This window comes from Achromobacter xylosoxidans (genome assembly GCF_002192695.1).
GTDB lineage: Bacteria > Pseudomonadota > Gammaproteobacteria > Burkholderiales > Burkholderiaceae_B > Achromobacter > Achromobacter xylosoxidans_C.
Map to the genome: position 1 here is coordinate 432,920 of NZ_MTLG01000075.1, position 26,279 is coordinate 459,198.

A 26,279-nucleotide genomic window follows, 5' to 3' on the forward strand; every position below is an offset into this window, starting at 1 on the left:
CCTTGCGGCCCCCGTATCGTGGCCTGTCAGGGTAAGCCCGCATTACCCCGACGCCGCCCCGCATGGATGCGGCCCCTTCCACGCACGCTCAGAGGTAAACACTGATGCCGTTCACATCTTCCCGCCTGCAACTCCTGCGCACCTGCATCGCCCTGGCCTTCGTCGCCGGCGCCCCCGCCGCGCTGGCCGCGCCCGTCGTCGCCGTCCACCAAGCCGCCCAAGCCCAGCAGCAAGGCATGCTGGACACCATGCGCGACCTGGTCGGCATCGAGTCGGGCAGCAAGGACGTCGAAGGCGTGGAGCGCATCGCCGTCCTGATCCGCGACCGGCTCAAGGCGCTGGGCGGAACGGTAGAGATCATCCAGCCCACCGATGTGTTCCGCCTGGACGATACGCCGGAGAAGGTCGGCCCCATGGTCCATGCCGAATTCAAGGGCCGGGGCCAGAAGAAGATCATGCTGATCGCCCACATGGACACGGTCTACCGCAACGGCATGCTCAAGGACCAGCCCTTCCGCATCGACGGCGACAAGGCCTATGGCCTGGGCATCGCCGACGACAAGCATGGCGTGGCCGCCATCATCCATACCCTGACCCTGCTGCAGAAGCTGGGATTCGAGGACTACGGCACCATTACCGTGCTGATCAACGGCGACGAAGAGATCAGTTCGCCCGGCGCGCGCAGCACCATCACCCGCATGGGCGCCGACCAGGACGCGGTGTTCTCGTTCGAAGGCGGCGGCGCGGAAGCCCGCCTGACGCTGGCCACCAGCGGCATCGGCGCGGCCTACCTGACCGTGCAGGGCAAGACCTCGCACGCGGGCGCGCGCCCCGAAGGCGGCATCAACGCCCTGTATGAGTTGGCCCACCAACTGCTGCAGCTGGACAAGCTGTCCAAGCCCGAGGAAGGCCTGAAGCTGAACTGGACCGTGGCCCAGGCCGGCACCAACCGCAACGTCATCCCCGGCCAGGCCACCGCCCAGGCCGACGCCCGCGCGCTGCGCGTCTCCGACTTCGATGCGCTGTCGCGCACCCTGGAAGAGCGCGTGCAGAAGAAGCTCTTGCCCGAATCCAAGGTCAGCGTGAAGTTCGAGGTGCGCCGCCCGCCCTTGGAAGCCACGCCGGCCTCGCGCGCCCTGGCCCAGCACGGCGTGCAGATCTACAAGGAACTGGACCTGCCCATGAAGGTCGTGGACCGCGCCAGCGGCGGCGGCACCGATGCCGCCTTTGCCGCGCTCAAGGCGCGCGGCCCGGTGATCGAAGGCATGGGCCTGAGCGGCTTCGGCGCGCATTCCAACGACGCCGAGTACATCCAGATCAACAGCATCGTGCCGCGCCTGTACCTGGCGGCGCGGATGATCATGGACGTGTCGCAGGACAAGGCGCCCATGAAATAGGCCCATGGGCCTGCCGCGGCGTTCTCGCGCGCCGCGGCAGGCGCGGAACCGGCGTGCAGAAGGAGTATCCTTGCAACCCTGACCAAAAGAACCCGAAGCAACACCCAAATGAGCGTAAAACTCCCCTCCTGGCCTTACTCCCGTTACATCGCGCATCGCGGCGGCGGCCGTCTGGCCCCGGAGAACACCCTGGCCGCCATGCGCGTGGGCGCCGAGCACGGCTTCACGATGTTCGAATACGACGTCAAGCTGAGCAGCGACAACGTGCTGGTGCTGATGCACGACGACGACGTGGACCGCACCTCCAACGGCCGCGGACCCGCCGCTGCCAAAACCTATTCCGAGCTTGCCCAGCTGGATTTCGGCAGCTGGCATTCGGCCGCCTACGCCGGCGAGCCCCTGCCCACCTTCGCCGCCGTCGCCCGCTACACGGTGGCCAACGGCATTGCCAGCAATGTCGAGATCAAGCCCTGCCCGGGCCGCGAGGCCGAGACCGGCCGCGCCGTGGCGCTGGCTGCGCGCCAGCTGTGGCAAGGCGCGGCCGAAGCCCCGCTCCTGTCCTCGTTCGCGGAAGAAGCGCTGCAGGCCGCGCTGGAAACCGCCCCCGAATTGCCGCGCGCACTGCTGGTGGAGAAGGTGCCCGCCGACTGGCGCGAACGCCTGGCCAAGTACGAGTGCGTGGCCCTGAACATCAATCAGAAGGACGCCACCCCTGAGCTGATCGATGCCGTGCATGCCGTCGGCTATCGCATCGCCGCCTGGACCGTCAACGACCCGGAGCGCGCCCGCCTGCTGCTCGACTGGGGCATCGACGGCATTTTCACCGACGAGCTGGCCGCGATCCGGCCGGCCGCCTAAGGCAGGACGCCCGTGTTCAGTTACCGCCACGCCTTCCACGCCGGCAACCACGCCGACGTGCTCAAGCACGCCATCCTGATCCACACGCTGGATTACTTCAATAAAAAGGACGCGCCCTACTGGGTCGTCGACACCCACGCCGGCGCCGGGCTCTACAGCCTGGATAGCGATTGGGCCGCCAAGACCTCCGAGTTCGCCGACGGCATCGGCCGCCTGTGGGAAGCCAAGGACCTGCCGCCCATCCTGGCCGAGTACGTCGCCCGGATCCGCGGCTACAACACCAACGGCCGCCTCAAGCGCTATCCCGGCTCGCCGTGGCTGGCGCTGGACGCGCTGCGTCCGTCGGACCGGCTGCGCCTGTTCGAGATGCACCCGACCGAAATCGATACGCTGGTTGCCAACCTGGAACACCAGGGCCGCGCCGCGCAGCGCCAGACCACCATCTACGGCGACGACGGTTTCGAGGGCGTCAAGGCGCTGCTGCCGCCGCCCACGCGCCGCGGCATGGTGCTGATCGATCCTTCATACGAAGACAAGAACGACTACCGCCGCACCTTCGTCACCATCAAGGAATGCATCAAGCGCTTCGCCACCGGCACCTATGCCGTCTGGTATCCGCTGGTGCAGCGCCGCGAAGCCGGCGAAATGGCCCGCCACCTGGAGAACCTCAAGGTCAAAAGCTGGCTGCACGCCACGCTGACCGTCAAGAAGGCGACCATCGACGGCTACGGCCTGCACGGCAGCGGCATGTTCCTGATCAATCCGCCCTGGACGCTGCATGACGCCCTGAAGCAGGCCATGCCTTATCTGGCGCGCACGCTGGGCCAGGACGAGCGGGCCGGCTTCACGCTGCAGTTCCGCGAGAATCCGTTCCCGGTGCCGAAGAAGCAGTCGGACGATTGATCCGATACGAAAAGCAAAAAGGCCACGATGTTTCGTGGCCTTTTTGCTGGATTCGCGCATAGCGCTGGTGTTCAAGCCAGTTCATTCTCCGGCTCTTCGCGCCGCAGCGCTTCCTGCGCCCGGGCCAGCTTGGCCGCCGCGTCGCGCAGCGCGGTGCGCAGGCCTTCCTCGATCACGGGGTGATAGAACGGCATTTCCAGCATGCGCGCCACGGTCAGCTGCTGCTGCACGGCCCAGGCCAGCAGGTGGCCGATGTGCTCGGCGCTGGGGCCGACCATTTCGGCGCCCAGGAAGCGGCCCGTCTCGATATCGGCATAGACGTGCAGCATGCCGCGGTTCTTCAGCATGACGCGCGAGCGGCCCTGGTCGCTGAAGTCCACTTCGCCGGTCACGAAGGTGCCTGGGACCAGCCGCGCATGGCCCTGCCCCGCCATGGCGATCTGCGGGTCCGAGAACACCACGGCCAGCGGCGCGCGGCGCAAGCCCTTGCGCACTTCCGGATAGCGGGCCGCATTCTCGCCGGCGATGCGGCCTTCGTCGGCGGCTTCGTGCAGCAGCGGCGCGTCGGCGTTGGCGTCGCCCGCGATGAAGATGGGCGCATCGCCCGCCTGCATGGTTTCGCGGTCGAACAGCGGCACGCCGTGCTTGTCCAGTTGCAGCGAGGTGTTTTCCAGCCCCAGCCCATCCACGTTGGCGCGGCGGCCCGTGGCCACCAGCGCGTAGTCGAAGCGTTCGGTGCGCTCGGTGTTGTCCAGCGCCACGTAACGCACTTCCACTTCGTCGCCGACGCGGGTCGTTTCGAGCACGCGGGCATCCGGGTCCAGATAGAACTCGCGCTGGAAGATCTTGCGCGCCGTGCTGCGCACTTGCGGGTCGCTGATGCCGCCCAGGCTGCCGCTGACGCCGAACACGCGTACCTCCACGCCCAGGCGCGCCAGCGCCTGGCCCAGTTCCAGCCCGATCACGCCGGGACCGAACACCGCCACGCGGCCAGGCAGATGATCCCAGGCGAACACGTCGTCGTTCAGCACCAGCCGGTCGCCCAGCGCACGGAACGGCGGCGGCACGGAGGGCCGCGAACCGGTGGCGATCACCACGCGGGACGCATGCACTTCGGTATGCTCGTCCACCTGCAGCACCGTGTCCGACAGGAAACGCGCATAGCCGCGCAGCTTGTCCTCGGCGGGGATGCTCTCCACGCCTTCCAGCACAAAACCGACGAAGCGGTCGCGTTCGCGCTTGACGCGGTCCATCACCTCGGCGCCGTCGACGGTGATCTCTCCGCTCACGTGCACGCCGAACGGCTCGGTATGGGCCGCGCCGTGGGCCGCTTCGGCGGCGGCAATCAGCAGCTTGGACGGCATGCAGCCGACGCGGGCGCAGGTGGTGCCGTAGGGACCGCCTTCGATCAGCAGCGCGCGCTGGCCCGCGGCCCGGGCGGCGCGGTAGGCGGCCAGGCCGGCCGTGCCGGCGCCGATGACGGCGATATCGGTATGCAGAGTTTTCATGACTGGGTATCCCCCGATGTGGCGTGGAGCAGGAATTCAAAGGCGGGTTCCGCCTTTTTTCGCACCCTATGGACGTGGGCAGTCCCGCAGCGCCCGCCAGGGGCCGCGCAAAGGTGCGTAAAAAGGGAAACTCTTGATGGGTGCGGCAGGCGGCGAACCGCCCTGCTGCCCGGCCCCGGGGCGAACCCGGGACCGGTAGCGTCGCAGACGCTTAGGCGAAGTGCGCCTTCAGGTCTTCCAGGCCGCCGATCAGCGCGCCGTTGATGAACACCTGCGGGGCGGTGCCCTTGCCCGAGACGGCGCCGATCACGCGGCCACGGACCTTGTTTTCCAGCGGGATCTCGATCGGGGCGTAGCCCTTGGCATCCAGCAGCGCCTTGGCTTCCACGCAGAACGGGCAGCCCGGCTTGGAGAACACGACCACCTGGTCGGGCTTCTTGGCCGACGGGGCGAAGTGGGCCAGCATGGTGTCGGCGTCCGACACTTCAAACGGGTCGCCTTCCTTTTCCGGCTCGATAAACATCTTCTGGACCACGCCGTCCTTGACCAGCATGGAATAGCGCCAGCTGCGCTTGCCGAAGCCCAGGTCGCTCTTGTCGACCAGCATGCCCATGCCTTCGGTGAACTCGCCGTTGCCGTCGGGCAGCAGCGTGATATTGGCCGATTCCTGATCCTTGGCCCATTCGTTCATGACGAAGGTGTCGTTGACCGACACGCAGACGATGCTGTCCACACCGGCGGCGAAGAAGGCGGGAGCCAGTTCGTTGTAGCGCGGCAGGTGGGTCGACGAGCAGGTCGGCGTGAAGGCGCCGGGCAGGGAAAAGACCACGACGGTCTTGTTCTTGAACAGGTCATCGGACGTCACCTTCTTCCAGGTGTTGTCCTCACGGACCGGGAACGTTACGTTCGGAACACGTTGGCCTTCGCGGTTTTGCAGCATTCAAATCTCTCCTTGGGGTAGCGGGGTTGTTTGACTAACCACCATGGAAAGAATGATAAATCCTTACTATCAATTATTCAAATTTAATAAATTCAATGCATCAATAGATTTTGGCAATGAACAAATAGCCAACGCGAGACCGGATCTATCATAGCCCGGCCCCGCATCTGGGGAAATTACACCGCCACGGGCGCGTAGCCGGCGTCGCGGATCGCGTCCTCGATCTTGTCGGCGTCATCGGCCCCCGTCACGGTCACGCGGTGCGTGGGCAGGTCGATCGTGACGCTCGCGCCCGGCGCGGCCTGGTTCACCGCGGCCGTGATGGTCTTGGCGCAATGGCCGCAGGTCATGTCAGCCACTTGGAACTCGATGCTCATAGTTATCTCCATAGGATTCAAGGGTGATGGACTGCGTTTCGTCCACCATGGAAAGCAGCTTAAACCTTCCTATCATGGCAAGGTCAAGCGTAGAATCGCACTCAGGCTACACAGGAGCAGAGCAATGAATATCGGAGAGGCATCCAAGAGTTCCGGCATTTCCGCCAAGATGATCCGCTACTACGAAAGCATCGGCCTGATCAGCCCCGCCGGGCGCACGGATTCCGGCTACCGCGTGTACAGCGACCACGATCTGCATACGCTGCATTTCGTGCGCCGCGCGCGCGACCTGGGTTTTTCGGTGGAACAGATGAATGAGCTGCTGGCGCTGTGGAAGGACCGCAGCCGCGCCAGCGCCGACGTCAAGCGCATCGCGCTAGAACACGTGCAGGAACTGGAGCGCAAGGCCGAGGCGCTGCGCGACATGGCGGCCACCCTGAAGCATCTGGCCGAGCACTGCCAGGGCAATGACAGGCCGGACTGCCCGATACTGGAAGGCCTGGGCTGCAAGCACTGAAGCGGCCCAGGCCCTTTCTGCAGCGTCAGTCCTGCGCTTCGGCCGCAACCTTGGCGTGATAGGCATCGGTGGCGGCCTGCTTGGCGGCCGCCTTCTCGGCGGCGGCCGCGGCCTTGGCCTCTTCCGCGGCGGCCGCTTCGGCCGCCGCCTGGATGGCGCGCTGGCGGGCGCGTTCCCGCACGACCTGGATGCCTTCGGCGTCCAGCGATTCGAACACCGCGATGGACTCCACGTGGCCCGTGTGCGGGAACATGTTGATCACGCCCGCGCTCTTCAACACATAGCCGCCTTCATGCACCATGATGGCCGCATCGCGCGCCAGCGTGGCCGGGTTACAGGACACGTAGACGATGCGCACGGGACGCTCGTGCGCCTCCAACAGCGACAGGGCCTGCGCCACGGCATGCGCGCCTTCGCGCGGCGGATCGATCAGCATGCGGTCGAAATAGCCCAGGCCGCGCAGCCATTCCACGTCCACCTCGAACAGGTTCAGGGTGGCGAAGCTGGTGCGATCGCCCAGGCCGTGGCGCGATGCCGCGTCGAAAGCGCGGTCGGTCAGCGCCTTGCTGCCTTCCACGCCCACGGCTTCCCTGCCCTGCGTCGCCAGCGGCAGCGTGAAATTGCCCAGCCCGCAGAACAGGTCGGCCACGCGGTCGGTAGTCTGCACTTCCAGCAGCTTCAGCGCGCGCGACACCATCGCGCGGTTGATGGCGTGGTTGACCTGGGTGAAATCGGTGGGCCGGTACGGCATGCGCAGGCCGAACTCCGGCATGGTGTAGGCCAGCGTATCGCCGTGTTCGCGCTCCAGCGGATGCACGGTCTCCGGACCCTTGGACTGCAGCCACCACTGCACGTTGTGCCTGGCGGCAAAGGCGCGCAGGATGGCGATGTCGCCGTCGGTCAGCGGCAGCAGGTGGCGCAAGACCAGCGCGGTCACGCCCTCGCCCAGCGACACTTCGATCTGCGGCATGCGGTCCGGCGCGGACATGGAGCCGATCATTTCGCGCAAGGGGATCAGCAGGTCGCTGACGTGGCGCGGCAGCACATGGCATTCGCGCATGTCGGCCACGTAGCTGCTCTTGCGCTCATGGAAGCCGACCAGCACGCCGCCCTTCTTGGGCACCACGCGCACCGACAGGCGGGCGCGGTAGCGGTACCCCCAGGTCGGGCCCTGCAGCGGCGCCAGGATGCGCGCCGGTCGCAGCTTGCCGACGTGCCAGAAGGTGTCTTCCAGCGAGCGTTGCTTGATGGCTACCTGCGTGCTGGGCTCCAGGTGCTGCATGGCACAGCCGCCACAGACGCCGAAATGCGGACAGCGCGGCGCCACCCGCTGCGACGATGGCCGCAGTACCTCGTCCACGCGTGCGATCTCGTAGGACGGCTTGCGGCGCAGCGTAACCGTGGTGACCCGTTCGCCCGGCAAGGCGCCGTCCACGAAGACGACCTTCCCGTCGCGGCGGGCGATACCCCTGGCTTCCAGGTCCAGGGATTCAATACTCAAAACGTCAGACATCTCACGCAGTCCAGAAGAATTACACGCAACCTTCTATTGTAGAAGGACTGCGGCCAATCCTGGAAATGGCGATGTGGGGCCGGAACATCCGGCCAATGAAAAAAGGGCTTGCCGCCGACCGCGAGTATCGCCAGTCCCGGCAAGCCCAAAGCCGGCGCTGTCAGGCGCCGCCACGGATATCGGTCAGAAGGCGCGCGCCACCGAGAAGACCGCGCCCAGTCGGCCCGAAGGATGGCCGTACTTGGTCGGCAGCCAGTTGTCCTTGGTCGCGCCGACCGCCGCCAGGCCCAGGATCCAGCCTTTCAGATCCTTGGTCACGCCGACCTTGTAGTCGACGTAGTGGCCGATGGAGTCGCCGTCCATATTGGTCTGGTTCTTGAGCTTCTGGTAGCCCAGGTGGCCGACCAGGCCCCAGCCGTCGCCCAGGTCGAAGTTGGCCGTGCCGTCCAGGTACCAGGTGCCCTTGCTGTCCGGCGTGCTGAAGAAGTCGCTGGGCGTGTAGGAGTACTTGAGGCTGTAGTTGCCGTAGGACGCGCCCAGGTAGAGGTCGGTGTTGTTGTAGTTGCCGCCCTTCGGCGAGCTGGAACCCGGGTAGTAGTAATGCAGCACGCCCGCGTCCAGTGTGAAGCCGCCGCCCACCTCGCCTTTCCAGCCGCCATAGAAATCCATTTCCAGGTTGCCGTCGGTGAAGACGAAGTCGGACACGTTGGAGTTCCAGTTGCCCAGGTAGAAGCCGGAACTGTGGGTCAGGTCGAAACCCAGCTGCACGGCGGGCCGGAAGTCGGTCTGCGAATAGCCGCGGAAACGGTAATCGCTGACGATGGCGGCGTTGCCGCTGAGCGAGAATCCGCCGCCCAGATCGGTGGGTTCGGCCTGCGCCGTCGCGGCGAAACAAGCGGCGAGCGCCAGGGGCACGGCTAGCAACGTCTTCTTCATGGTGCGGAGTCCTGATCGGATTTGTCGAGTAGGTAGATGGCCGGAGCGCATCACTAGGACCGGCGGTGCAGCGTTTGAAACCGGTTCCTACTCCACCAAGCAATGTCCGTGCCAGGTCTGGCGCCGGCCCCTATCGCCCCGCATGCGCCACGGCGCCGCCCGCCACGCACCAGGACGGTGCAGGCACGGGTCCGCGCGCACGCATTCATGCGCCATGACGGGGAGTCCGGGGCGCACGGGTACGTCCTGGGCCTGCGCCACACATCAATCCGCGACGCCCAATGAAAAAACCCCGGCACGCGACTGCGTGTCCGGGGTTGCTTGCCTGAGCCAGCCGGGACGGCCGGCCAAGGCGCTTAGTTGGCCGCAGGCTTGGCCGGCGCGGCCGGCGCGGCTGCCGCGGGCGCTTCGGCCCTACCCTTGCCATGGCGCCCTTCCATCCGGGCGTGGCGCTCCTGCATGCGGTCCTGGCGTTCCTTGACGAACTTGGTCACCTGGCCGCGCTGGGTCTCGTTCAGGCTGTCCCAGACGGCCAGCCACTGGTCGCGCACCTGCTTGGCCTGGGGACCGAAGGCCTCACGCGATTTTTCGGACTGCTCGACCAGCGCGCGGGGATCCAGCTTGCCGCTGTCCAGTTGCGCCTTCAGCAGGTCGTGGCGCTTGCCGCCAGAGGCGCGCATGGCTTCGTGCAGGCTGCGTTGGCCGTCCTGCGCGGTCTTGAACAAGGCCTGCTGCTTGTCGTCCAGCTTCAGCTCGGCGACCTGCGCCTTGGTCACGGGACCCAGGCCGGGAACGAAGAGGCCGTCGCGCATGCCTTTGTGGAACCCGCCGCGCTGGCCGTCGTGCATGGCGGCGGGACCGCCGTCAGCGGGAGGAGGAGGCGCAGCCATGGCGGAGCCGGCCACCATGCCGCCCGTCGCGGCGACAAGTGCAAGAGCGGCCAAATTGGAGCGGATAGCGAATCGGGACATGTAGGTCTCCTGAAAGTGAAGAAAGCGAGGCCATTGTGCGGTGGCCCCGGTTTCATCCAGGTTTCGTCCAGGCAAGCAATGTTTCAGTCGATTGCGCAGGCGCCAGACGCAAGAACGGGGCCGCGCGGGCCCCGTTCGATCCTGCCTGCCGGAAGACGGATCTTCCGGCCGCGACGCAGCTCAGTTGGCGTCCCAGGCCGCCATGTACTCCTTCCAGTGCGGCGCATCGCTGGCGCTGAGCGTGTCGCGCACCAGCGCGATTTCCGCTTCATAGGAGGTGCGGTCGAGTTCGCCGCGCAGGAAACGGAATCGGCAATACACCAGCCAGGTGTTGACCACGTCGGTTTCGCAATAGGCCCGCACCTCGTCGGCGCGGCCCTGGCTCCAGGCCTCCCACACCTTGCTGCCGTCCATGCCCAGCTTGCCCGGAAAGCCGCAGAGCTTGGCCAGTTCGTCCAACGGCGCGTTGGCGCGGCCGTTGTACTTGGCCAGCAGGTCCATCAGGTCCAAGTGGCGGGAGTGGTAGCGCGAGATGTAGTTGTTGAACTTGAAATCGCGGTCTTCCTCGCCCATGTCCCAGTAACGCGGCGCGGGCACGCCCTGGATCAGGCTGCGGTAATGCAGCACCGGCAGGTCGAAGCCGGAACCGTTCCAACTGACGAGCTTGGGCGTGTAGCGCTCGATGGTCTTGAAGAAGCCCGCCAGCAAGGCGGCTTCGGGATCATCGGGCTGGCCCAGGGTCTTGACGCGAAAGCCCTGGTCGTCGCGGAACACGCAGCCCACCACCGCCACCTTGTGCAGATGCAGCGGCAGGAAATCATGGCCCACGGCCTCGCGCCGCGCGGTCAGCGCGCGCTCGACCACTTCCTGATCGGGAACGTCAGCCCCCCAGCCGTTGAGCTTGCGCAGCCCCTCGGCGTCGGGGATGGTTTCCAGGTCGAAGACGAGAGTGGGCGTCATCGGGCGGGCAGATACTGCATGGGGTCCACCGGCTGGCCTTGGCGGCGGATCTCGAAGTGCAGGCGCGGCGACGTGGTGTCGCTTTGGCCGAGTTCGGCGATCTTGGCGCCGCGCTTGACGTTCTGGCCCGTCTTCACCAGCACCGCGCGGTTGTGCGCGTAAGCGGTGATGAAGCCGTTCTGGTGTTCGACGATGATCAGGTTGCCCAGGCCGCGCACGCCGTTGCCGCTGTACTTGACCAGGCCGTCCGCGGCGGCGGTGACCGGATCGCCCAGCGCGCCGGCGATGTCGATGCCCTTGCTGCTGTTGTTGAAGCCCTGCACGATCTGCCCGCTGGCGGGCCAGGCCCAATTGATGACGGCCGCATCGGCCGCGCGCGTGGCCGGCTTGGTTTCAACCGGCGCCGTCGGCGGCGGCGTGGTGGTTTCGGTCGTCGGCGGCGGCAGGGTTTCCGGCTGGTCCAGCGGACGCGGCTGCGGCTTGACGGCTGCGACCGGCGCGGTCTGCGCCCCGCCGCTGGCGCCGCCGGACATCTTCAGGACCTGGCCGACCGAAATCTGGTTGGGGTCGCTGAGGTTGTTCCAGCGCTTGACGTTCTCGACGTCCACATTGTTGGCGCGGGCGATCTTGTAGAGCGTGTCGCCCGGCTTCACCACATAGGTGCCGCCGGTCTGGGTGGCCGGCGCGGGTTGCCCGCCGGTCATGTCGACCACCGGAGCGCGAGTACCTTTGGAAGCGCAGCCAGCCAGGATGGACAGGCTGAGAGCCCCCGCGATGAAGAGCGGGCGGCGCAGGCGCGTCATGGACGCGCCCAGGGTGATATCGGTCAGTTGCAACTGCCCGTTGAGCATACGTTTCTCCTGTTTGCTCAAGATTGTATTCCGGCCCGTAGCGGCACAAAGCGCACGGCCTCTAATTCAGTGCGTTTCCAGCTGGCCGCGCCTGTGCGTTCGATGAGAACCAGGCGCTGGTTGGCGCCCCCTTCAGGAGCGATCAGGCGGCCACCCGGTGCGAGCTGCGACAGCAGCGCCTGCGGGATGGCAAGGCCAGCGGCAGCCACAACGATAGCATCGAACGGCGCCACGCCGGGCAGGCCCAGCATGCCGTCGCCGTAGATCAAGCGGATCCTCGTGGTGAGCCGCAAGGCGCGCAGATGCTCGCGCGCAAGTTCATACAGTCCGCGGATGCGTTCTATGGTGTGGACCTCGCGCACGAACTGCGCGAGCACCGCGGCCTGGTAGCCGCAGCCCGCGCCGACTTCCAGCACGCGGGTGGGAGTGCGATCCTCGCAGGCGGCGGCGATCATGCGCGCCACCACCCAGGGCTGCGAGATGGTTTGCGAATGGCCAATGGGCAGCGCCGCGTCTTCGTAGGCGCGGCTGGCCAGGGCCTCGTCGACGAACAGGTGGCGCGGCACCGCGCCCATGGCATTCAGCACGCGCTCGTCGGTAATGCCCTGGGCCCGCAGGCGCTCGACCATGGCCTGGCGCAAGCGGTCGGAGTTCAGGCCCAGATTGCTGCCGGATGCGGGCGCGGGCGCCTGCGTCTGGCGCGGCAGCGTGGCCGCCGAAATGCGGGTGTTGCTGTTGGCGGGCGTGACGCCTGGACTGAGCCGGCCCGAGTCGTAGCGCACCGGGCCGGTGCGTCCGGGCACCGGCTGGGTCACATCAGGCTGGCTTACGCGTTTGCGCATAGCGGCTCCGCCCAGGTTCGGATCTCGTCGAGCTGGCTGTGCTGGGTCAGGTCCAGGCGCAGCGGCGTGACCGACACCGTGCCCTGCTCGACGGCATGGAAGTCCGTGCCGGGCGCCGCATCGGCCGCCAAGCCCACGGGTCCGATCCAATAAACGGTATCGCCATACGGCGTGGTGGTGCGCACCACCGGCTGCGAAGGATGGCGTTTGCCCAGGCGCGTGACCGCAAAGCCATGCATGTCTTCGAAACGGCGGCTGGGGATATTGACGTTCAGCAGCACCGGCGCGGCCAGCGGCTGGGCCAGATGGCGTTCGACCACCAGGCGCGCGGCGCGCGCCGCCGAATCGATGTGCGCCCAGCCTTTTTCCGCCAGCGAAAACGCGATGGCCGGGATGCCGAACAGATAGCCTTCGCTGGCGGCGGCCACGGTGCCCGAATACAGGGTGTCGTCGCCCATGTTGGCGCCGTTGTTGATGCCGGACACGACCAGGTCGGGCCGGGTATCCATCAGGCCGGTAAGCGCCACGTGCACGCAGTCGGAAGGCGTGCCATTGACGGCGATGAAGCCGTTGGAGGCGGTCCGCACCGACAGCGGCCGGTTCAGTGTCAGCGAATTGGACGCGCCGCTATGGTTGGTCTCGGGCGCGACGACGGTGAGATCGCCCAGGCCCTGCAGCGCGTCAACCAGCGCCTCGAGCCCAGGGGCCGAATAACCATCATCGTTCGAAACCAGAATTCGCATTGTGCATCCGAAAGAAAATAAAACGCGGGTGAACGCGTCGGATTGTACCGTCCGCGGCCGCTATCCGTGCGATCGGCTGGCAAGCGGGCGCCGCCGCCCCGCTCGATAACCCGTAGCCGGGCCCGGCCCCGGGCGCGGTAGAATCCGCAGCCATTACGGCAACAACACAACAACAACGGACCCTCTCCATGGCGATAAACGACCCCTCCCTGGGCTTCAGCGCTGCGCTCATCCTGCTGGCCTACCTGATCGGCTCCGTGCCATTCGCCGTGGTGGTCAGCAAACTCATGGGCCTGCAGGACCCCCGCAGCTACGGCTCCAAGAACCCGGGCGCCACCAACGTGCTGCGCACCGGGAACAAGACCGCTGCCGCGCTGACGCTGCTGGGCGACGCCGCCAAGGGATGGTTCGCGATCTGGCTGGCCGAGAAGCTGGCCCCGGGAATTTCGCCCATTGCGCTGGCGCTGGTGGCGCTGGCCGCCTTCCTCGGCCATCTGTACCCGATATTCCTGCGCTTCAAGGGCGGCAAGGGCGTGGCCACCGCGCTGGGCGTGCTGGTGGCGATCCAGCCCTGGCTGGCGGTCGCCACGGCAGCCACCTGGCTCATCGTCGCGGTGTTCTTCCGCTATTCGTCCCTGGCGTCGCTGGTGGCGGCGTTCTTCGCGCCCGTCTACTACGTGTTCGGCTCCGGCCTGGCCTGGTACGCGCAGCCCCCCATGGGCGTGGCGCTGGCGGTCATCGGCGTGCTGTTGTTCTACCGCCACCGCGCCAACATCACGCGCCTGGTCCAGGGAACGGAAAGCCGCATCGGCGGCGGCAAAAAGAAATAAGCGCAAGGCGCCTGGCGCCACAGGGCGGCCCCAGGGGCCGCCCTTTTCATTTCAGGCGATGTCGGCCAGATCCCAGCGCGGCTTGACCGTGAAGCTGTGTGCCTCCGGGTCCAGGGTGACCAGGCCGGCCTTGACCCGCTCGGCGGCGGCAAAGGCGATCATGGCGCCATTGTCGGTGCAGAGCTCCAGCGGCGGAAAATAGGCGCGCGCCCTCAGCGGCTTGAGCGCGGCGTCCAGCTTGGCGCGCAGCAACTGGTTGGCGCCGACGCCGCCGGCCACCACCAGGCGCTTCAGGCCGGTCTGCTTCAGGGCCTTGATGGCCTTGGCCGCCAGCACTTCCACGATGGCGGCCTGCGTGGCCGCGGCCAGGTCGGCTCGGGTCTGTTGGTCCAGTCCACCCGCGGCCTCGGCGGCCTTGACCCGGGTCAGCACCGCCGTCTTCAGGCCGCTGAAGCTGAAATCCAGGTCGCCGCTGTGCAGCATGGGCCGCGGCAGCTCGAAACGCGCGGCATCGCCGCTGGCGGCCAGCCGGGACAGCGCCGGTCCGCCCGGATAGCCCAGGCCCATCAGCTTGGCCGACTTGTCGAAGGCCTCGCCCGCGGCGTCGTCCAGCGTCTCGCCCAGCAATTCATAGCGCCCCACCCCGTCCACGCGCATCAGCTGCGTGTGGCCGCCGGACACCAGCAGCGCCACGAAGGGAAATTCCGGCCGCGGATCCGCCAGCATCGGCGACAGCAGATGGCCTTCCAAGTGATGGATGCCGATGGCGGGCAGATGGCGCGACCAGGCGAACGACTGCGCGACGCTGGCGCCCACCAGCAAGGCGCCGGCCAGGCCGGGCCCGGCCGTGTAGGCCACCGCGCCGATATCCGACATCTGCAGACCCGCGTCCTGGAGGACCTGGCGCGTCAGCGGCACGACCCGGCGGATATGGTCGCGCGAGGCGAGTTCCGGCACCACGCCCCCGTATTCCTGGTGCATGGCGATCTGGGTATGCAGCGCGTGCGCGAGCAGGCCCCGTTCGGTACAGACGGCTGCGACGCCGGTTTCGTCGCAGGAGCTTTCAAAGCCGAGAATAATCATGGCGGCAGAGTTTACAACTGATGCGAAAATACGCCCTTTCATGAAAAATCGACGGGCAACCCAGCCCGCCCACAACAACCCGCAATCCTGCAAACACATTGGGGACTCGAATGCTCGAGAAGCTATTCAAGCTGCGTGAACACGGCACGACGGCGCGCACGGAACTGGTCGCCGGCCTGACGACATTCCTGACGATGTCGTACATCATCTTCGTCAATCCGGACATCCTGTCATCGACGGGCATGAACCGCGATGCCGTGTTCGTCGCCACCTGCCTGGCCGCCGCGCTGGGCTCGCTGGTGATGGCGCTGATCGCCAACTGGCCGATCGGCATGGCGCCGGGCATGGGCCTGAACGCCTTCTTCGCATTCACCGTGGTCAAGACCATGGGCTACACCTGGGAGCAGGCGCTGGGCGCCGTGTTCATCTCGGGCGTGATCTTCCTGTTCCTGACGTTCTCGGGCATCCGGGTCTGGCTGGTCAAGGGCATTCCGCATTCGCTGCGCAGCGCCATCGCCGCCGGCATCGGGCTGTTCCTTGCCATTATCGCGCTATCCAGCGCCAACATCGTGGTCGCGCATCCGGCCACCAAGGTCACGCTGGGCGACCTGACCCAGCCCGGCCCGCTGTTCGCCATCCTGGGCTTCTTCATCATTGCGGCGCTGGACGCGCTGCGCGTGCGCGGCGCGATCCTGATCGGCATCCTGGTGGTCACCGTGCTGTCGATGGCGCTGGGCTACAACGAATTCAAGGGCATCTTCGCCGCGCCGCCCAGCCTGGCGCCCACGCTGATGAAGCTGGACATCCTGGGCGCGCTGCACAGCGGCTTCGTGCACGTCATCCTGGTGTTCGTGCTGGTCGAAGTGTTCGACGCCACCGGCACGCTGGTGGGCGTGGCCAAGCGCGCGGGCCTGATGCCCGAGAACCGGCCCAACCGCCTGGGCCGCGCGCTCTTTGCCGACAGCAGCGCCATCGTGGCCGGCTCGATGCTGGGCACCAGCAGCACCACCGCCTACGTCGAAAGCGCCTCGGGCGTGCAGGCCGGCGGGCGCACCGGCATGACCGCGCTGGTCGTGGCGGTGCTGTTCCTGGCCGCGCTGTTCATCTCGCCGCTGGCCGGCGCCGTGCCTGCCTACGCCACCGCGCCCGCCCTGCTCTACGTGGCCGGCCTGATGATGCGCGAACTGATCGACATCGACTGGAACGACGTCTGCGAAGCCACGCCGGCCGCGCTGACCGCGCTGGTCATGCCGTTCACGTATTCGATCGCCAACGGCATCGCCTTCGGCTTCATCAGCTATGTGGTGCTGAAGACGGCCACCGGCAAGATCCGCGACGTGCATCCCGCCACCTGGCTGGTCGCGGCGCTGTTCGTGATCCGCTACGCCTTCTTCCCGGGCTAGGCCCGGTCCCGAGGCCGCTCGCAAGGCGGACCAATCGCAGCAATAGCGGAAATCAATCAACCCGCCGCACCATAAGGTTGCTGGCGGGGCAGCTTGATTTCACCGATACACTCCCCATGTATAACGGCATATGGAGTCCGCCTTGCGCCTTACCCGCTTTGTTTCCGCCCCGCTGTCCTGTTCCACCGCATGCACGGAGGTTTCCGCATGAGCAGCCTGGCCCGCATCCCCTTTTCCGTACTGGACCTGGCCCCGATTGTGCAGGGCCGCGACGCGGCTGACGCCTTCCGCAACACGGTCGCGGTCGCGCAGCACGTGGAACGCCTGGGCTACAAGCGCTTCTGGCTGGCGGAACACCACAACATCAACGGCGTGGCCAGCAGCGCCACCGCGGTGCTGATCGGCCACGTGGCCTCGCACACCAGCACGCTGCGCGTGGGCTCTGGCGGCGTCATGCTGCCCAACCACGCGCCGCTGATCATTGCCGAGCAGTTCGGCACGCTGGAAACCCTTTACCCCGGCCGCATCGACCTGGGCCTGGGCCGCGCGCCCGGCAGCGACGGCGCCACGCAACACGCATTGCGGCGCGGTCCGCGCAGCGGATTGGAGTTCCCGGCGCTGGTGGAGGAGTTGCGCGGTTTCCTCGCGCCTTCGCGCCCTGGACAACCGGTGCGCGCCATTCCCGGCGAAGGCCTGGACATTCCGATCTGGCTGCTGGGTTCCAGCGATTTCAGCGCGCGGCTCGCCGCGGAGCTGGGCCTGCCCTTCTCCTTCGCGGGCCATTTTTCGCCCGAGGGCATGGCGGCCATGCGCTTGTACCGCCATTTGTTCAAGCCGTCGGCAACGCTGGCGCGGCCCTACGCCATGATAGGCGTGCCGGTCGTGGCCGCCGAAACCGATGAAGCCGCCAGGCGCCAGGCCACTACCCAACAGCTGAAATTCCTGTCGCTGGTGCGCGGCAACCGCCTGCAGCTGCAGCCGCCCGTGGACAGCATGGACGGCCTGTGGAACGAATGGGAACGCGAGGCGGTCCATCAAAGACTGGGCGCCGCGATCGTGGGCGGCCCCGATACCGTCCGGCGCGAACTGGAAGCCCTGGTGGCCGAGACCGAGGCCGACGAAGTCATGATCGTCTCGGATTTCTACGACATCGCCGACCGCCTGCGCTCCTTCGAGATCGTCGCGTCGCTGAAGAACGGCGCCCCGGCAAGCACCGCGGCCTGAGCGCCGCGGCCCGCGCCCCAGGCGCCAACCATTGCGACGCGGCCATGACCCGCTCTACTATCGTTCTAAAGCACCGAACGCCGCCGCAACGCCCCATCGGGTCCGGGACGGGCATACCCCGGGCCTCTGACACCGCTTTTTACGCCGCTCGCCGGCAAGGATTCAAAATGAGTATTGTTGAACTCACCAAAGACAGCTTCCAGGAAGCCATCACCCCCGACGGTACGCTGATCGTCGATTTCTGGGCGCCCTGGTGCGGCCCCTGCCGCGGTTTCGCGCCGGTATTCGAACAGGCCGCGACCGAGCATCCCGACGTCACCTTTGCCAAGGTCAATACCGACGTGGAACAGGAACTGGCTGGCGCGCTGGGCATCCGCTCCATCCCGACCCTGATGGTCTTCCGCGAAAAGGTCCTGCTGTTCTCGCAACCGGGCGCCTTGTCCGGCGGCCAGCTCAACGAGCTGCTCGCCAAGATCAAGGAAGTGGACATGGAAAAGGTCCATCAGGAGATCGCGGCGGCCCAGAACGGGCAGGACGCCTGAACGCCGCGCGGGCCGTGCGCCTGGGATCAGGACTCGACTTCCCAGGCCGCGCGGCCGCGAGTGATGTTGGCGGCGGTCACCTCCAGGTCCGCCACCGCCGCGCGCGGCACCGTGAACCGTAGCGCCACCCCTTCTTCATTGAAATCTTCCTGCAGGATCGCCGCGCCTGCCTGAGCCAGGCGCGACTTCAGCAGCGCCAGTTCGCCAAAGCCGCAAGCGCAGGCGATGGTCGCCAGATCCACGATCTCGGTGCGCTCCCCCAGCCGCAGGCAATTGGCCGCGCAGCCCCCGTAGGCGCGCACCAGTCCGCCTGCGCCGAGCTTGATGCCCCCGTACCAGCGCACTACCAGCACCGCCACGCGGTCCATGTCCTGGCCTTCAATGGCTTGCAGGATGGGACGGCCGGCCGTGCCTCCCGGTTCGCCGTCGTCATTGAAGCGATATTCCTGGCCAATGCGGTAGGCCCAGCAGTTGTGGGTCGCTTCCGCGTCGCTATGTTGGCTAAAGAAGCGCATGGCTTCGTCCACGCCGGAGACGGGCGCCGCATACGCGACGAAGCGGCTTTTCTTGATGTCTTCCTGGTAGGTGCAAGGGGCGGTCAGCGTGTGCGTCATGACCGGCATTGTATGTGCCGGCAACCCCTAGCCGTGGCAGTCGGGCACTTCCTGGTCGAGGTACACGTCGAAGGCCACGTCGCGCGCCCACTTCGCGGTCATGGCCTTCCAGGCGCCCGCGCGATCCCAGGCGCGCATCTCCTGGCCCAGCCAGTTGCGGCTGGCGGAATCGGACGCCGGCAGCAGCCACACGCGTTCGCGCCGGGCGCCATCGGCCGCCAGCGTCGAGGAGAACTTCTTCCATTCCGGAAAGCGCACCAGCGGTTCCCAGACCGCGTCGTCGACCAGGCCGATGTCGCAGTTGCCTTCGCGCACCGCGACCAGCGCATCGGACGGCACGCGGTAAGTGCGCACCACGGCGCCCCAGCCTTCGGCCAGGGCGCGGGAAGCGGTTGCGGCCTCGGCCATGCAGACGCTGCGGCCGCGCACGTCGGCGGGCCGGCGCAGGCTGGTATCGCTGCGGATCACGGCCTTGGGACGCGCGGCATAGCCCGTGGCTTGCGCCGCGACGCTATCGGGCTGGCCCGCGGCGCCGTCAGCCAGCACCAGGTCGACCTGCCCCGCCGCCAGCGCGGCGGCGGCCTGTTCCCGCGGCAATTGCAGCAGGCGCACCGGTAGTCCGAGGCTTTGCCCCAATCTGTCGGTCATTGCGGCATCCAGGCCGTCCGGCGTGCGGATCTTGGCGCCGGCCGCGGGCGGCGGCGCCAGGAAAGGCACGCCCACCACCAGTTCGCCGCGCGCCCGCGCCGCCGCGAAGGCGTCCGGCTGCGCCTGCGCGAGGCCGGACGCAGCCAGGCAGGCGCCAAGGACGAAGAGACGGATGCGGCCGATCATGCGGGACTCCTGTCGCCCTCAGACGTACTGATAGCGCAGCAGGCGGTGCTTGAGGTTTTCAAGCACGAACTGGTCGATCAGCGCGGCCAGCACGGCGATGACCAGGATGTTGGTCATGACGCCGGTCATGTCGGCGATCTCGCCCGAATAGGCCAGCGAACGGCCCAGTCCCTTGCCGAATCCGATCAGCATTTCCGCCGAGATCAACGCGCGCCAGGCATTGCCGAACGCGAGCTGCGCGCCAGTGATGAGTTCGGGCATGACCGCCGGCAGGTAGACCCGCTTGACCAGGCCCCAGCGCGTGGCGCCCATCACGCGCGCCGCCGACACGTGCACGCGCTGCACGGACTCGGTGGCGTTCATGACGCTGAGCGCGGCCGGGAAGAAGGCCGACAGCGCCACCACCACGATGATGGGCGTATTGCCGAAGCCCATCACGATCAGGAACAGCGGCACCCAGGCGATCGACGGAATCGACTGCAGGATGACGATGGCGCTGCGCAGCACTTCGCGAAAGAAGAACAGCACCGCCGCCACCAGGCCGAAGCCTATGCCGGCGGCCAACGCCAGGCCGTAGCCCGCCCCCAGCCGCCCCAACGTGCCCATGAGGCTCTGGTGGAAGGATTGCTTGCCCAGGTCTTCGACCAGCCGTTCGACCACGGCGGGCACGCCCGGCATCAGGAAGTCCGGCAGCGCGAACGCCGCCAGTTGCCATAGGGCCAGGATGAACAACACGCCCAGAACGCCCGCGAAATGCTTGCGGGCGCCGGTGACTCGGGTAGATGCGCTCAAAGCTTGCGAGCCTCTTGCCAGGACAGGTCGACGATGCTGGAGACGTCATACGGCTTGCCGTCGCGGGTCTTCAGCGAACCCTGGGCTTGCAGGATGTCGGCGATTTCCTGCATGCGGCGGGTGTCCTTGTCGGTCAGCTTGGGCGTGAAGACCTGCGTGCCGATGGCTTCGGCGATGACCGTTTCGCGCGGCAGCTCGCCGCGGGTCAGGGTCTTCAAGGTGGGCTCGGCGATGAAGTACGACGCGATCAGCTTGGACGCCTGCGCGGGTTCCTTCTGCAGCAGCTGGATGGCCTGGTTCTGCGCGTCCAGCGCCTTCCAGACGTCGTCCTTGCGCTTGGCCAGCGTTTCGCCGGAGGTGATCACCACCATGCACGGGAACGGCCAGGCCTGGCCCACTTCATAGATCTGCTTGACCGGCGCGATCAGCTGCGCAATGCGGTCGTAGGGTTCGAACAGGAAGGCCGCGTCCACGCGCTTGCCCACCAGCGACTGGACCGCCACGGCCGGGCTCACGCCCATGACATTGACGTCATCGGCGGACAGGTTGCCCTGCTTGAGCACCACGCCCTTCAGGACCACGTCGGCGGTGCTGCCTTCGGCCTGGGAAGCCAGGGTCTTGCCCTTCAGCCCGGCGATGTCCTTGATGCCGGAGTCGTCGCGCACGATCAGCGAGTGGTAGCCCTGCTGCGCGCCGCCGACCACCTTCAGGTCCGCGCCCTTGGAGGCCCAGGCCACGGCGTTGGTGAAACCCAGCACGCCGATATCCAGTTGGCCGCCGACGATGGCCTTGATCAGGTCGGTGCCCGACTTGAACTCGATCAGCTCGGAATCCAGGCCAGCCTTTTTGTAGTAGCCGCCCTCTTGCGCGACGATGGCTTGCGCATCGTCCATCACGCGCAGATAGCCCACGCGGAATTTCTCGGCGGCCATTGCGGGGGCCGCCGCCAGCAGCGCCGCGGCCAGCGGCAGGGACAGCCATTGCTTCAATTTCATGGGAAGTGCTCCAGGGTATGCAGGGCCGGCCGGCGCGCAGGCGCCGGCCGGCGGGAATCCAGATCAGGGATCAGGCCGCCAGGGCCAGGTCGGCGTGCTCGCCCGCGCCGTCCACCGCGATGCCGAGCAGGCGCAGGATCTCGCGCTTTTCAGCAGCCAGGCCGGACAGGTCATGGGTCTTTTCGCGGTGCGCCAGGTTGAACTCGCGCAGCACGCGCGCCGGGCGCGGGCTGAAGACGATGATGCGGTCGGCCAGGAACAGGGCCTCGTCCACGTCGTGGGTCACCAGCAGGACAGTGGGCTTTTCCTGGGCGATGAGCTGGCGCAGCACGTCCTGCAGGCTCAGCCGGGTCAGCGCGTCCAGCGCTCCGAAGGGCTCGTCCATCAGCATGGTCTGCGGCTGGGCGATGAAGGCGCGCGCCAGCGCGGCGCGTTGGCGCATGCCGCCGGACACCTGATGCGGGTAATAGTGTTCGAAGCCGGCCAGACTGACGCGCGCCAGCCACTGGCGCGCGGCTTCGCGGGCGCGGGACTTGGGCGTGTTCTGGAATTCCAGCGCCAGCGCCACGTTGTCCTCCAGCGTCAGCCAGGGGTACAGCGCATGTTCCTGGAACACCAGCGTCCGGCTGGGATGGGGGCCCGCAACCGCCTTGCCGTCGGCCAGCACGCTGCCTTCGGTGGGCTGCTCCAGGCCGGCCGCCAGATGCAGCAAGGTCGACTTGCCGCAGCCCGAGGGACCCACCAGGGCAACCAGTTCACCGGTCTTGATTTCGCTGGTAAAGCCGTCCACCACCGGCAGTTCGCCGAAGTGCTTATGGACGTGATCGAAGGTGAGATTCATGGAATGTATCGTGGCGGGCCAAAAATGAGCCCCCAATCTAACAATTCGTTATATGAATCCAAACTATCAATATTGAATTTCTTAACTTCTTTTCGTAATAAAGAACGCATCGACAACGCTCTGCCGGACTAGCTACAGGCGCTGAGCCTCGCCCACATTCCGCCAGCAATACTCAATTCGAATCGATAACGCGTAAAACGATATTGGACCCTCGCCCCTCCCGTCATTAAGGTGGATCCCAGACATAACGGGGCCCACCCCGATCGGAGCGACATGGAGCGAGACAACACCGCCGCCGCGCAGCCGCGCGGCGCGCTATCCCACCTGAAGATCCTGGACCTGACGCGCGTGCTGGCCGGCCCATGGGCGACGCAGACGCTGGCCGACATGGGCGCTGACGTCGTCAAGGTAGAACGCCCTGGACACGGCGACGACACGCGCGGCTGGGGGCCGCCCTTCCTGACCGGCGCCGACGGCGCGGAGACCCGGGACTCGTCCTACTTCCTGAGCGCCAACCGCGGCAAGCAGTCCATTACCGTGGACATCGCCACGGTCGAAGGCCAGGCGTTGATTGCGGAACTGGCGAAAGACTCCGACGTGCTGGTCGAGAACTACAAGGTCGGCACGCTGGCGCGCTACGGACTGGACTACGACAGCCTGCGCGCCGTCAATCCGCGCCTGATCTATTGCTCGATCACCGGTTTCGGCCAGGACGGGCCCTATGCGCCGCTGCCGGGCTACGACTTCGTGTTCCAGGGCATGGGCGGACTGATGAGCATCACCGGCGACCCTGCCGGCGAGCCGATGAAATCCGGTATCGCGATCACGGACCTGCTGACCGGCGTCTATGCCAGCACGGCCATACTGGCCGCGGTCGAGCACCGCCGCGTCAGCGGCGTGGGCCAGTACATCGACATGTCGCTGCTGGACTGCGTGATCACGATCTCGTCCTACCAGGCCATCAACTACTTCCTGTCCGGGCGGGTGCCGCAGCGCATGGGCAATGCCCATTCCAACATGGTTCCGTACCAGGTGTTCGCCTGCAAGGAAGGCTCGGTCATCGTCGCCGTCGGCAATGACGGCCAGTACCGCGCGCTTTGCGGCGCCATCGGCCGCGCCGACCTGGCCACCGACGAACGCTACGCCACGGCCGGCGGCCGCAACCGGAACCGCGACACGCTGATTCCCCCGATCGCCGAAGCCATGCTGGCGCGCACCATGCAGGAATGGGTGCCGATCCTGCAGGAGGTGAACGTGCCCTGCGGTCCCATCTACAACCTCGAGCAGGTATTCCAGGACCCGCACGTGCGCCATCGCGGCATGCAGTTGTCGCTGCCCCACGCCTCGGGCGTGGACACGCCGGCCGTGGCCAACCCCATCCGCATGCGCGACACCCCCATGCGCTACGACCGCGCCGCGCCGGCGCTGGGCCAGCACACCGACGCCGTGCTGCGCGAGCGGCTGGGGCTGGACGAAGCCCGCATCGCGCAGCTGAAAGGCCGCGGAATCATCTGACCCCAACCGCCGGGCAGGCGGCCATGACAACAACCCAGGAGACACCACCATGCGCATCATCACCGCCGCGGTCTGCGGCGCCCTGACCCTGGCGGCCCTAGCGGCCGCCCCCGCGTCGGCCCAGGACGCGCCCGTCCGCTTCATCGTGCCCTACCCGCCCGGCGGCGCCGCCGACCAGATCGCGCGCCTGGTGGCGCAGGAAATGAGCAAGGGCGGCGGCGCGACCATCATCGTCGAGAACAAGCCCGGCGCGGCCGGCATGATCGCAGCCGACTACGTCGCCCGCGCCAAGCCCGACGGCAAGACCTTCTTCGTCGGCTCCAACGCCCCGCTGGTGGTGAACCAGGCGCTCTACGCCAAGATGACCTACGACCCGGCCAAGGACTTCGTCCCGGTCTCGGGCATGGCCAAGTCGCCGCTCTTGCTGGTGGTGCGCCATGACCTGCCGGCGCGCGACGTCAAGGCCTTGATCGCGCTGGGCAAGCAATCCCCCGGCAAGCTGACCATGGGCTCGGCCGGCACCGGCAACATCACCTATCTTGCTGGCGAATACGCCGTCAGCAAGCTGGGCTTCCAGGTCACGCACGTGCCCTACCAGGGCAGCGCGCCCGCCATCGTCGGCCTGATGGGCAGCAGCACCGACCTGATGTTCGACGCGCTGCCCTCCAGCATGACGCAGGCGCAGGCCGGCAAGATCCGGCCCTTCGCCGTGCTGGACGACAAGCGCTTCGCCGGCCTGCCCGACGTGCCCACCGCCAGCGAGCTGGGTTATGCCGGCATCGACGCCAGCGCCTGGTTCGGGCTGGTGGCGCCCGCCGGCACGCAGGCCGCCGTCGTCGACCAGATGAACCGCGGCGTCAACCAGGCGCTCGCGCAGCCGGAACTGCAGCGCAAACTCACCAGCATCGGCGCCGTGCCCATGCCGGGCGACGCCCCGGTGTTCGCCGCCTTCGTGCAGGCCGAGCGCGACCGCTGGCTGCCGGTCGCCCGCGACCTGGGCCTGAAGGCCCAGTGAGGGAGTCCGCCATGATCACCTTGGACTCCGTCGAGGCGCTGCGCGCCTTTTCCGGTCAGCCCGCGGCGCTGACGCCCTGGCAGACCGTGGACCAGGACACCATCAACCGCTTCGGCCTGGCCACCGGCGACACCCAGTGGATCCACATGGACCCGCAGCGCGCCGAGGCCGAATCGCCCTATGGCGCCGCCATCGCCCACGGCCTGCTGACGCTCTCGCTGCTGCCCAGCCTGTATGCCTCGGCGATGCGCTTTCCCAACCGCAGGCTGGCGGTGAACTACGGCTTTGACCGCGTGCGCTTCACCCAGGCGGTCAAGGCCGGCGAACGCGTGCGCGGCGCGTTTGCGCTGAGCTCCGTCGACGAGCTGCCGGACGGCCAGGCGCGCCTCGCCTGGGACGTGCGCATCGATATCGACGGCGAGGAAAGGCCGGCGCTGGTCGCGCGCTGGCTCACGCAGATCGCCTATCACTCAGGCAAGGAGCAGGCATGACACTGAAGATCACCCGCCACGGCGCCACCGCCGTGCTGGCCATGGACCGCCCCGACCAGCGCAATGCGCTCAGCCTGGAGATGCGCGACGCGTTCGCGCGGGCCCTGCCTGAGCTGCGCGAGGATGACGGCATCAAGGCCGTCGTCCTGACAGGTTCCGGCGGGCATTTCTGCGCCGGCGGCGACATCAAGTCCATTGCCCAGGCGCATGCCCAGGGCCTGGACGCCTTCGAGGGGCGCGCGCGCATCCGCAAGATCCACCAGTGGTACGACGCCCTGGTGGATCTGGAAAAACCGGTCATCAGCGCGGTGGAGGGCGTGGCATTCGGCGCCGGCCTGTCGCTGGCCCTGTGCGCGGACTATGCCATCGCGCGGCGCGGCGCCACCTTCTGCGCGGTGTTCGCCCGCATCGGCTACGTGCCCGACATGCTGGGCATGTATCTGCTGCCGCGCGCCGTCGGTCTGGCGCGCGCCAAGGAACTGGTGTTCACGGCCCGGGTCTGCGAAGCCGAGGAAGCGCTGGAACTGGGGCTGGTGCAAGCGCTCTGCGACGGCGATCCGCTGGAGCAGGCGCTGGCCATGGCCGAGCGTTTCCACAACGCCCCGACGCAGGCGCTGGGCCTGGCCAAGACCATCATGAACCGGACCTTCGAGTCCAGCCGCGAAGACATCTACGCGCAGGAAGCCATGGCCCAGGCCATCTGCCGCGACAGCGCCTTTCACCGCGACGCCGCCCGGCGCTTCGTGGAAAAACTGCCTCCCGCCTACAAATGGGATTGAACGAC

General features: G+C 67.2%; 28 protein-coding genes. 12 read left to right on the top strand and 16 right to left on the bottom strand.

Features of this window, described 5'->3' with window-relative positions:
* Positions 1–104: 104 nt before the first annotated feature.
* The 3 genes from BRO63_RS16200 (at position 105) to BRO63_RS16210 (ending at position 3,158) form a co-directional block, all read left to right on the top strand.
* Entirely contained in the window at positions 105–1,397 is a 1,293-nt protein-coding gene (locus BRO63_RS16200; protein ID WP_088140726.1) for a M20/M25/M40 family metallo-hydrolase, read from the top strand.
* A gap of 108 nt (positions 1,398–1,505) precedes the next feature.
* Positions 1,506–2,255 (top strand): glycerophosphodiester phosphodiesterase, encoded by a 750-nt coding sequence (ugpQ, locus tag BRO63_RS16205; RefSeq protein WP_088140727.1) that lies wholly within the window; start codon positions 1,506–1,508, stop codon positions 2,253–2,255.
* 12 nt (positions 2,256–2,267) lie between these two features.
* The gene (locus BRO63_RS16210) at positions 2,268–3,158 is read left to right on the top strand and encodes a 23S rRNA (adenine(2030)-N(6))-methyltransferase RlmJ (RefSeq protein WP_088140728.1); all 891 of its coding nucleotides are present in this window, start codon (positions 2,268–2,270) and stop codon (positions 3,156–3,158) included.
* Between the two features lie 71 nt (positions 3,159–3,229).
* On the opposite strand, the gene BRO63_RS16215 is transcribed toward BRO63_RS16210, so the two are convergent.
* The 3 genes from BRO63_RS16215 to BRO63_RS16225 form a co-directional block, all read right to left on the bottom strand.
* On the bottom strand, positions 3,230–4,666 hold the full coding sequence (locus BRO63_RS16215) for a dihydrolipoyl dehydrogenase (protein ID WP_088140729.1): 1,437 nt from the start codon (positions 4,664–4,666) through the stop codon (positions 3,230–3,232).
* 211 nt (positions 4,667–4,877) lie between these two features.
* Positions 4,878–5,606, bottom strand: a complete 729-nt coding sequence (locus BRO63_RS16220) for a glutathione peroxidase (RefSeq protein ID WP_054453993.1) — start codon at positions 5,604–5,606, stop codon at positions 4,878–4,880.
* A 176-nt stretch (positions 5,607–5,782) separates the two neighbouring features.
* On the bottom strand, positions 5,783–5,983 hold the full coding sequence (locus tag BRO63_RS16225) for a heavy-metal-associated domain-containing protein (RefSeq protein ID WP_088140730.1): 201 nt from the start codon (positions 5,981–5,983) through the stop codon (positions 5,783–5,785).
* A 124-nt stretch (positions 5,984–6,107) separates the two neighbouring features.
* Between BRO63_RS16225 and cueR the strand changes: the two genes are divergently transcribed.
* A complete protein-coding gene (gene cueR, locus BRO63_RS16230; RefSeq protein ID WP_088140731.1) occupies positions 6,108–6,500 on the top strand; it encodes a Cu(I)-responsive transcriptional regulator in 393 nt (130 codons plus the stop codon).
* Positions 6,501–6,525: 25 nt separating this feature from the next.
* Here the strand turns inward: cueR and rlmD are convergent, their stop codons facing one another.
* The 7 genes from rlmD to surE form a co-directional block, all read right to left on the bottom strand.
* The gene (gene rlmD / locus BRO63_RS16235) at positions 6,526–8,013 is read right to left on the bottom strand and encodes a 23S rRNA (uracil(1939)-C(5))-methyltransferase RlmD (RefSeq protein ID WP_088140732.1); all 1,488 of its coding nucleotides are present in this window, start codon (positions 8,011–8,013) and stop codon (positions 6,526–6,528) included.
* 183 nt (positions 8,014–8,196) lie between these two features.
* Complete coding sequence (locus BRO63_RS16240; RefSeq protein ID WP_088140733.1) at positions 8,197–8,949, bottom strand: TorF family putative porin; 753 nt, start codon at positions 8,947–8,949, stop codon at positions 8,197–8,199.
* 356 nt (positions 8,950–9,305) lie between these two features.
* Positions 9,306–9,920 (bottom strand): hypothetical protein, encoded by a 615-nt coding sequence (locus BRO63_RS16245; RefSeq protein WP_088140734.1) that lies wholly within the window; start codon positions 9,918–9,920, stop codon positions 9,306–9,308.
* 180 nt (positions 9,921–10,100) lie between these two features.
* On the bottom strand, positions 10,101–10,880 hold the full coding sequence (locus tag BRO63_RS16250) for a 3'-5' exonuclease (RefSeq protein WP_088140735.1): 780 nt from the start codon (positions 10,878–10,880) through the stop codon (positions 10,101–10,103).
* Positions 10,877–11,731, bottom strand: a complete 855-nt coding sequence (locus BRO63_RS16255; RefSeq protein WP_088140736.1) for a peptidoglycan DD-metalloendopeptidase family protein — start codon at positions 11,729–11,731, stop codon at positions 10,877–10,879. Before BRO63_RS16255 ends, BRO63_RS16250 begins: the two co-directional genes overlap by 4 nt.
* A gap of 17 nt (positions 11,732–11,748) precedes the next feature.
* Positions 11,749–12,573, bottom strand: a complete 825-nt coding sequence (locus tag BRO63_RS16260) for a protein-L-isoaspartate(D-aspartate) O-methyltransferase (protein WP_256943320.1) — start codon at positions 12,571–12,573, stop codon at positions 11,749–11,751.
* Positions 12,558–13,316, bottom strand: a complete 759-nt coding sequence (gene surE / locus BRO63_RS16265; protein WP_088140737.1) for a 5'/3'-nucleotidase SurE — start codon at positions 13,314–13,316, stop codon at positions 12,558–12,560. The genes BRO63_RS16260 and surE overlap by 16 nt, the downstream gene beginning before the upstream one ends.
* A gap of 188 nt (positions 13,317–13,504) precedes the next feature.
* Here surE and plsY point away from each other — a divergent pair, with 188 nt between their 5' ends.
* A complete protein-coding gene (gene plsY / locus BRO63_RS16270) occupies positions 13,505–14,146 on the top strand; it encodes a glycerol-3-phosphate 1-O-acyltransferase PlsY (protein WP_088140738.1) in 642 nt (213 codons plus the stop codon).
* A gap of 51 nt (positions 14,147–14,197) precedes the next feature.
* Here the strand turns inward: plsY and tsaD are convergent, their stop codons facing one another.
* A complete protein-coding gene (gene tsaD / locus BRO63_RS16275) occupies positions 14,198–15,229 on the bottom strand; it encodes a tRNA (adenosine(37)-N6)-threonylcarbamoyltransferase complex transferase subunit TsaD (protein WP_088140739.1) in 1,032 nt (343 codons plus the stop codon).
* Positions 15,230–15,339: 110 nt separating this feature from the next.
* On the opposite strand from tsaD, the gene BRO63_RS16280 reads away from it, so the two are divergent.
* The 3 genes from BRO63_RS16280 to BRO63_RS16290 all read left to right on the top strand — a co-directional run bounded on the left by BRO63_RS16280 (position 15,340) and on the right by BRO63_RS16290 (position 18,398).
* The gene (locus BRO63_RS16280; protein WP_088140740.1) at positions 15,340–16,632 is read left to right on the top strand and encodes an NCS2 family permease; all 1,293 of its coding nucleotides are present in this window, start codon (positions 15,340–15,342) and stop codon (positions 16,630–16,632) included.
* Between the two features lie 207 nt (positions 16,633–16,839).
* Positions 16,840–17,856 (top strand): LLM class flavin-dependent oxidoreductase, encoded by a 1,017-nt coding sequence (locus BRO63_RS16285; protein ID WP_054453967.1) that lies wholly within the window; start codon positions 16,840–16,842, stop codon positions 17,854–17,856.
* 167 nt (positions 17,857–18,023) lie between these two features.
* A complete protein-coding gene (locus BRO63_RS16290) occupies positions 18,024–18,398 on the top strand; it encodes a thioredoxin family protein (RefSeq protein WP_013394055.1) in 375 nt (124 codons plus the stop codon).
* Positions 18,399–18,424: 26 nt separating this feature from the next.
* Here BRO63_RS16290 and BRO63_RS16295 read toward each other — a convergent pair whose 3' ends face one another.
* The 5 genes from BRO63_RS16295 to BRO63_RS16315 all read right to left on the bottom strand — a co-directional run bounded on the left by BRO63_RS16295 (position 18,425) and on the right by BRO63_RS16315 (position 22,474).
* A complete protein-coding gene (locus tag BRO63_RS16295) occupies positions 18,425–19,012 on the bottom strand; it encodes an IMPACT family protein (RefSeq protein ID WP_088140789.1) in 588 nt (195 codons plus the stop codon).
* 27 nt (positions 19,013–19,039) lie between these two features.
* Positions 19,040–19,846: a transporter substrate-binding domain-containing protein gene (locus BRO63_RS16300; protein WP_088140741.1), complete on the bottom strand. Its 807-nt coding sequence runs from the start codon at positions 19,844–19,846 to the stop codon at positions 19,040–19,042.
* Positions 19,847–19,864: 18 nt separating this feature from the next.
* Positions 19,865–20,638, bottom strand: a complete 774-nt coding sequence (locus BRO63_RS16305) for an ABC transporter permease (protein ID WP_088140742.1) — start codon at positions 20,636–20,638, stop codon at positions 19,865–19,867.
* Complete coding sequence (locus BRO63_RS16310) at positions 20,635–21,633, bottom strand: ABC transporter substrate-binding protein (protein ID WP_013394059.1); 999 nt, start codon at positions 21,631–21,633, stop codon at positions 20,635–20,637. Before BRO63_RS16310 ends, BRO63_RS16305 begins: the two co-directional genes overlap by 4 nt.
* Before the next feature lie 70 nt (positions 21,634–21,703).
* The gene (locus BRO63_RS16315; RefSeq protein ID WP_088140743.1) at positions 21,704–22,474 is read right to left on the bottom strand and encodes an ABC transporter ATP-binding protein; all 771 of its coding nucleotides are present in this window, start codon (positions 22,472–22,474) and stop codon (positions 21,704–21,706) included.
* Between the two features lie 273 nt (positions 22,475–22,747).
* Here BRO63_RS16315 and BRO63_RS16320 point away from each other — a divergent pair, with 273 nt between their 5' ends.
* The 4 genes from BRO63_RS16320 to BRO63_RS16335 are packed head-to-tail and all read left to right on the top strand — an operon-like array spanning position 22,748 to position 26,274.
* On the top strand, positions 22,748–23,989 hold the full coding sequence (locus tag BRO63_RS16320; protein ID WP_088140744.1) for a CaiB/BaiF CoA transferase family protein: 1,242 nt from the start codon (positions 22,748–22,750) through the stop codon (positions 23,987–23,989).
* Positions 23,990–24,038: 49 nt separating this feature from the next.
* Positions 24,039–25,004: a Bug family tripartite tricarboxylate transporter substrate binding protein gene (locus BRO63_RS16325; protein ID WP_088140745.1), complete on the top strand. Its 966-nt coding sequence runs from the start codon at positions 24,039–24,041 to the stop codon at positions 25,002–25,004.
* An 11-nt stretch (positions 25,005–25,015) separates the two neighbouring features.
* Positions 25,016–25,495 (top strand): MaoC family dehydratase, encoded by a 480-nt coding sequence (locus BRO63_RS16330; protein WP_088140746.1) that lies wholly within the window; start codon positions 25,016–25,018, stop codon positions 25,493–25,495.
* Positions 25,492–26,274 carry an enoyl-CoA hydratase/isomerase family protein gene (locus tag BRO63_RS16335; protein WP_088140747.1) on the top strand — a complete coding sequence of 261 codons (783 nt, stop codon included), beginning with the start codon at positions 25,492–25,494 and terminating at the stop codon, positions 26,272–26,274. Before BRO63_RS16330 ends, BRO63_RS16335 begins: the two co-directional genes overlap by 4 nt.
* Positions 26,275–26,279: the final 5 nt, after the last annotated feature.